Consider the following 7,238-nt stretch of genomic DNA (forward strand, 5'->3'; position numbering starts at 1 on the left):
GAAATCAAATATTGATAAAACCACTATTACTTTAGACTTATATGCATCCTACTATGAAGTACTTAGGCGCATTGGCGATACCCTACCCTATTTACACAATCGTCTTACTTCCCTCGGATTAGTTGTAGAAAATACCAGTTACCAACGGGGACACATACCGGAGTCATTAAGCTCACGCCCTCATCAGATCTTTGAAACCAGGGTGTAGATGAGGAATTTATGACTGATTCACAAAAAACAAAGCGCGCTATTGGCCTAAAATATGACGGAGGCGATAAAAAAAATGCGCCGAAAGTGGTTGCCAAAGGCTATGGAGATTTGGCAGAAGCCATCATTGCCATGGCTGAAGAAACCGGGATATTAATTCATGAAGACCCTTACTTAAGCGAAGTCCTTGCTACCCTTGATGTGGGGCAGGATATCCCTGAATCGCTGTATTATGTAATTGCCGAGTTGCTGGCCTATTCTTATGTCCTTCAAGGAAAAATCCCTCCTGGTTGGGAGGGAATTATCAAGCGTATCGACTTTGAAGTGTAGTAAACACAAAACTAAAGTGTATTGAACCTTCACTTCGAGTATCAATTTTGTCCACCACATAAAAAAGCCTTGCTTCAATAAAGAATAAGCCCGCGTTTAGCGGGCTTGTTACAAGAATGCTAGATAAGTAGTTTTGTTATCTAAACAGAACCTTTTCTTTATTAAACCAATGGATACAGAAGAAAATCAGTCCGGTTGCAATCACTGCGGTAGACGTAAATATGCCAAAGAGTGCAAAGTAGTCCATGGTACCTTTGAACAGCTCTTTCATCGCTAGGGCAACGTTAGTCAGCGGTACCCAAACCCAGCCGCCTTTAAGCTCTACACCAGGCATCATGGCTATAATTACAGGGAAAATAACCACCATAATTAACGACCCCATGTAGCTTTGCGCCTCTTTAAACGAGCGAGCATAAATTGAAAGTGATAGTAGAATAGCGGCGAAAACTGCCACCACTGGCACCAACATTAGAAAGATCAGCAGGAAGTCCACAAGACCAATCATCGACATGATCTTAACCACAAACTCAACGGCCATGCCTTGCGATAACACCAGTCCCCATATAGCCATGGAAGAAACGGTAATAAGCGCAGTAATTATCCCCGCAGTAGCGATAGTAAAGAATTTACCCAGTACCAGCTTATGACGGTCCATGGGCGATATAAGTAGTGTTTCTAATGTACCCCGCTCTTTCTCACCGGCACCTAAGTCAGCCGCTGGGGCCATAGCGCCTTGAAGGCACAAGATGAAGATGAAATATGGCAGCATACCGCCTAAGCGTTCACCCCACACTTCGCGATCGTCGGCGACATTTTGCTTTTCTATCTTGATTGGCTTTAGCAAGGCCTCTTGCTGAGTTTCATCTAGATTAAGCTGCGCAAAAGCGGTTTGTTGGAATGCATCGGTATATTCATCAATGATGTCGGATACGCGCCCCATCACCTTATTTAGACCAGCATCGTTGAGATAAAGCTCAATGTTATGCTGACCTGAACGCAAAACATCGCTATCAAAGGTTTCGGGAATAACCAAAACAAAATCTAATGTTTCGTTTTTGATGAGTTTGGCGTAGTCAGTCTCATCGCCAATCGCAACCGGTTCGAATTTATCTGATGCGTCGTTAAAAGACTGTACAATTGCTGGCGCGTAAGCTTCACCAACTATCGCGTATTTCAGTATTTTATTTTCCGCTTTATCCGCCGCTGAACTCATGAAAAAGAACGCGACACCGAAAATAGCTGGGAATAATAAAAGCGGTAAACCAATCATGAATATGATGGTTTTCTTATCCCGTAATAGTTCTTTGAATTCCTTTTTAAAGATTAACCACATTACCCATCTCCTCAGAATCCATTGATAGTGTTTTTAGGAAGCTCTTATGCATTTGCCCGCCAGCCCCGGCATTACCAGACAAAGCGCTAAAGGCAGCTAGCGAATCGTTAAATACCGTTTCACCTTGGTTAATCACGGTCACCTTGTCGCAAAGGGTTTGCACCTCATCAAGGTGGTGAGTAGAGAAAATAACCGGGGTACCTTTATCTTTAAGGCGCTGAATAAATTCCATCACGGTACTCGTTGCCATAATATCAAGGCCGGTAGTAGGTTCATCAAGCACCACTAGTTCAGGCTCGTGTATAACAGCGCGAGCAATAGAAACTTTTTGCTTCATCCCTGATGAGAAATTCTCGGCACGTCTATCAAGGAAGGTTTGCATATCGAGTAAATCAGCTAACTCTTCAATACGCGCGTTAATCACATTTTTTGGAATACCGTGCAACTCACCGAAGTAGCTAATATTCTCTCGGCCACTCAAACGACCATAAAGGCCCGTTGAGCTAGATAAAAAGCCAATTTTTTTACGGGCAATATTAGGGTTAGAAAGCACATCCTCACCACCAATGATAACTTTTCCGCTATCAGGCTTTAGTGCAGTAGAAAGCATGCGAAGTGTAGTTGTTTTGCCAGCTCCATTTGGCCCTAACAGCCCAAGTACCTGTCCTTTTTCGCACGTAAACGACACATCCCTTACCGACTGGAAATAGCGCCCTTTTAATCGCGGGTCCTTTTTTTCCTGTTCGCTAAGCTTTTTTGGGTTCTCCACCTCAAAACGCTTAGCAAGGCCTGATATTTCAATCATTTCCCTTCCCTCTTCTCACGTGTGAACAGTAGCACCGTTCATTATTGTTGTAGGCTTGCTTTGCTGTAGCCGCAAATTATGCCGTTCTATTTGTTTAAAGTTGTTTTAGCGTACTAACCAGCTTTGGCAGTAATGGCCATTGCACCCTAGTAGTCTGTACTTACAAATATTTATTACAGCATTCCTTGTTTTTATTTGTTGTACAAGTTTCAGCCTTGCATTAAGTGTTAGTAAATATTTCTTAATATACCCTTTGATGAAGCCATAAAAAAACCCACCTAGCGGTGGGTTCTTAATATGCGGTTAAGCGCTAATTTTACTCAGGAAGCACATCGTCTTCTTGCTGAGGTACCGCTTCCTCTGCTTTCATTGTTTTAGAAAGCAAAAGTTCTTGGCGGATCTTAGTTTCAATCTCGTTTGCGATCTCAGGGTTCTCTTTCAAGAACTTCATTACGTTCGCTTTACCTTGACCAATGCGGTCGCCCTTGTAGCTATACCAAGCACCCGCTTTATCAACTAGCTTTTGCTTAACACCAAGGTCGATAAGCTCTGCTTCTTTGCTGATACCTTCGCCGTAGCGGATCATAAATTCAGCTTGCTTAAACGGAGGTGCAACTTTGTTCTTCACTACCTTAACGCGAGTTTCGTTACCCACTACCTCGTCGCCTTCTTTCACTGCACCAATACGGCGAATGTCTAGACGAACAGAAGAGTAGAACTTAAGCGCGTTACCACCGGTTGTAGTTTCTGGGTTACCAAACATAACACCAATCTTCATACGAATTTGGTTAATGAAGATACACAGTGTATTTGAACGCTTGATGTTTGCAGTAAGCTTACGCAACGCTTGCGACATTAGACGCGCCTGCAGACCAACGTGAGAATCACCCATGTCACCTTCAATTTCAGCTTTAGGTGTAAGCGCTGCTACCGAGTCAACAATAACAACATCTACCGCACCCGAGCGTACTAGCATGTCGCAAATTTCTAGCGCTTGCTCACCAGTATCCGGCTGAGATACCAATAGCTCATCAATGTTTACGCCTAGTTTCTCAGCGTATACAGGGTCAAGGGCGTGTTCCGCATCAACGAAGGCACAGGTTTTACCCTTGCGCTGCGCTTCAGCAATAACTTGAAGCGTTAGCGTGGTTTTACCTGATGATTCAGGACCGTAGATTTCGACAACTCGTCCACATGGCAAACCGCCTATACCTAGAGCGATATCAATGGTAAGTGAGCCAGTAGAAATCGCTTCAATATCCATGGCTTGGTTATCGCCTAAACGCATGATAGCGCCTTTACCAAATTGCTTTTCAATTTGGCCAACTGCGGCGGTTAAAGCTTTTGATTTGTTATCGTCCACGTATGTATCCTCTAGGATTTGCGGTTAAATTCTGTATTGGTGTTTTCCATATCTTGTATGAAATTACCAAATAATGATCACATTCTATACTGTACAAGCATACAGTTTCAACCAGTGTTTTTAATTTTCACTCAACATTTTAACTAAGTGAGTAATCGCAAAGCTAATAGCGTGTTGACGTACTTCGTCGCGATTGCCGCTAAACACCTGTTTAATTTGCGCTTCGTGTTCTCCACATAAAAAGCCAAACCATACCGTGCCCACTGGTTTTTCTTTGCTACCACCGCCAGGACCGGCAATGCCACTAACCGTTACAACGAGTTGCGCTCCGCTGTTACGGCGCACGCCGTCAGCCATTTCTTTCACCGTTTGCTTCGACACCGCGCCGTACTCTTTTAGCGTCTGCTCTGTTACGCCCAGTATGCTTTGCTTTGCGTCATTAGAGTACGTCACCCAGGATTGGTTAAACCAATCAGAACTGCCAGCCACACTGGTAAAAGCAAAAGCAACTCCTCCGCCCGTACACGACTCGGCGCTCGATACGGTCCAACCTTTGTTCCTGAGTGCGTCACCCAACACATGGACTTGCGCAGATAATGCGCTATCAAGTGTTAAAGGGGTGGCGTTTGCTGTCGAATCAGTTGAAAATGTTGTGCTCATTTGGATATACCTAATTACACCTGTTGTGCTTTATCAGATCTTCGCTTGATCTTAGTGGGCGTGAGTTTATCATTTATTCCCCTCAACAGGCATTAAACCCAGCAACAAATTCGCAGAGGCATTTTTTGGAATCACATACTCCTATGATGCGCCAATACCTGACTATTAAGGCGCAGCATCCGAATATTTTACTGTTTTATCGCATGGGCGACTTTTATGAGTTGTTTTACGACGATGCCAAAAAAGCTGCTGAATTACTGGATATTTCATTAACAGCCAGAGGAAAATCTGGTGGTGAACCCATTCCGATGGCAGGTGTGCCTTATCACGCGGTGGAAAGCTACCTGTCACGCTTAGTGAAAATGGGCGAGTCAGTAGCCATTTGCGAACAGGTAGGCGACCCAGCCACTAGTAAAGGCCCTGTTGAGCGCGCGGTACAACGTATTGTTACGCCCGGTACAGTCACCGACGAAGCGCTGTTGGAAGAACGTCGCGATAATATCTTGGCCGCCGTTTGTGGTCACAGTATGCACTATGGCCTGGCAACCCTAGATGTTACGAGCGGTCGTTTTGTTGTGTTTGAATGTGACAGCGATGAAAGCCTACTTGCTGAAATTCAGCGCATTAATCCAGCAGAACTTCTTTACCCTGAAGGGTTTGAAAGTTTGGCACTGGTTGAAAATCGTAAAGGGCTTAGACGCCGTCCTGAATGGGAATTCGACATTGATACCGCCACAGAGCAATTAAACGTACAGTTTGAAACCAAAACATTAGATGGCTTTGGAATAAAAGGCGTCACTAAAGGCTTAGGCGCAGCGGGCTGCGTTTTACAATATGTAAAGGATACCCAGCGCACTGCTCTGCCTCACATTCGCCGCATTCAGACCGAACAGCAAGACAGCCGCGTGCAGCTTGATGCTGCCACCCGCAGAAACCTAGAACTTACCCATAATTTGTCGGGCGGACAGGAAAATACGCTGTTCAGCGTGATGGATACCACCACTACGGCCATGGGTAGTCGTATGCTACAGCGTGTTATTCACTCGCCTTTAACCGACCAGCATGAACTGCACAGCCGCTTAGATGCTGTTGAAACGTTTATTAATGATGACCCTGAAGATATTCGCACCGCGTTAAAGCACATTGGTGATATAGAACGTATTATGGCGCGCTTAGCCCTTCGTTCAGCGCGGCCACGGGACTTTGCTCGCCTAAAAAATGCGTTTAATGCGCTGCCTGACTTACAAGATGCCCTAGCTCGATTCGACACAGGCCAAATCAGAAGTATTAGCGAAACCATTGGCACTTACCCTGAGCTTCAAGCCCTATTAAACGATGCCATTATCGATAACCCACCAGTGGTAATACGGGATGGCGGCGTAATTGCCGAGGGCTACAACGCAGAGCTTGACGAACTGCGCAAGCTATCACAAGGCGCTACTGACTACCTAGACGCTATGGAGCAACGTGAGCGCGAGCGCACCGGCATTTCTACGCTAAAAGTGGGCTATAACAAAGTTCACGGGTTCTTTATTGAAATTAGCCGAGCCAACAGTGCATTAGCGCCTGCTGAATATATTCGAAGACAAACCCTTAAAAACACTGAACGTTATATAACGCCAGAACTTAAAGAGCACGAAGATAAAGTGCTAAGCAGTCAGGGTGCTGCACTTGCTCTTGAAAAGCAGCTTTATGAAGCCTTGTTCGAAAGTTTTGCCCCATACTTAAATAACTTAATTGAAACCGCCGCAGCGCTTGCCAAGCTTGACGTGCTGTGCTGTTTCGCCGAACGCGCAGTCTCCCTTGATTGGTATCGACCACATTTGAGTCAAGAATGTGCGCTTACTTATGATGCCGGTCGCCACCCTGTTGTTGAGAATGTAATGAAAGACCCCTTCATTGCTAACCCGCTTCAGCTAGACACAGAGCGCCGTATGCTGATTATAACTGGCCCCAACATGGGCGGTAAATCAACTTATATGCGCCAAACCGCGCTCATTGCATTATTGGCCTGTATCGGCAGTTTTGTGCCTGCAGAAAATGCACACATTGGAAAACTTGATCGCATCTTTACCCGTATTGGTGCATCAGATGATTTAGCCTCAGGTCGCTCTACCTTTATGGTTGAGATGACAGAAACGGCGAACATTCTCAACAATGCTACAGAAAACTCTCTGGTATTAATGGATGAAATAGGCCGAGGTACCAGTACCTATGACGGATTGTCACTGGCATGGGCATGCGCAAGTTATTTAGCAAAGCAGCTGAATGCTTATACGCTTTTTGCCACGCATTACTTTGAACTAACTGAACTTCCAGAAACGCAAAGTGGCGTAGTGAATGTGCACTTAGACGCGATGGAGTTTGAAGATACCATACGCTTCATGCATACCGTGTCAGAAGGCGCGGCGAGCAAAAGCTTTGGTTTACAAGTTGCCCAACTTGCAGGCGTACGTAAGGCGGTTATAAAAGCGGCGCAACAGAAGCTTTCTGTGTTGGAATGATCACACCTTATGACCAGCTCGGAAAATGGTTCAGAG

At 45.1% G+C, this 7,238-nt stretch carries 6 protein-coding genes and 1 pseudogene; 3 read left to right on the forward strand and 4 right to left on the reverse strand.

Going from position 1 to position 7,238, the window contains the following annotated elements:
• Positions 1-208 (forward strand): hypothetical protein (locus QVA83_RS10185; RefSeq protein ID WP_287498433.1); only part of this gene is annotated, 208 nt, incomplete at its 5' end.
• Between the two features lie 11 nt (positions 209-219).
• Entirely contained in the window at positions 220-537 is a 318-nt protein-coding gene (locus QVA83_RS10190; RefSeq protein ID WP_014948509.1) for an EscU/YscU/HrcU family type III secretion system export apparatus switch protein, read from the forward strand.
• A 136-nt stretch (positions 538-673) separates the two neighbouring features.
• On the opposite strand, the gene QVA83_RS10195 is transcribed toward QVA83_RS10190, so the two are convergent.
• From QVA83_RS10195 to QVA83_RS10210, 4 genes are all read right to left on the reverse strand, one after another.
• Complete coding sequence (locus QVA83_RS10195; RefSeq protein ID WP_156077992.1) at positions 674-1,870, reverse strand: ABC transporter permease; 1,197 nt, start codon at positions 1,868-1,870, stop codon at positions 674-676.
• Positions 1,854-2,675, reverse strand: coding sequence for an ABC transporter ATP-binding protein (locus QVA83_RS10200; RefSeq protein WP_061484952.1), 822 nt, complete (start codon positions 2,673-2,675; stop codon positions 1,854-1,856). Before QVA83_RS10200 ends, QVA83_RS10195 begins: the two co-directional genes overlap by 17 nt.
• Positions 2,676-2,991: 316 nt before the next feature.
• Positions 2,992-4,038 (reverse strand): recombinase RecA, encoded by a 1,047-nt coding sequence (gene recA, locus QVA83_RS10205; protein ID WP_014948506.1) that lies wholly within the window; start codon positions 4,036-4,038, stop codon positions 2,992-2,994.
• Between the two features lie 120 nt (positions 4,039-4,158).
• Positions 4,159-4,698 (reverse strand): CinA family protein, encoded by a 540-nt coding sequence (locus tag QVA83_RS10210; protein WP_287498434.1) that lies wholly within the window; start codon positions 4,696-4,698, stop codon positions 4,159-4,161.
• Positions 4,699-4,841: 143 nt separating this feature from the next.
• On the opposite strand from QVA83_RS10210, the pseudogene mutS reads away from it, so the two are divergent.
• Positions 4,842-7,199: pseudogene (mutS, locus tag QVA83_RS10215) on the forward strand (DNA mismatch repair protein MutS); the annotation flags it as partial.
• Positions 7,200-7,238 lie beyond the last annotated feature (39 nt).

Origin of the sequence: Alteromonas sp. AO-Serp (assembly GCF_017849675.1) — a bacterium.
Lineage (GTDB): Bacteria > Pseudomonadota > Gammaproteobacteria > Enterobacterales > Alteromonadaceae > Alteromonas > Alteromonas macleodii.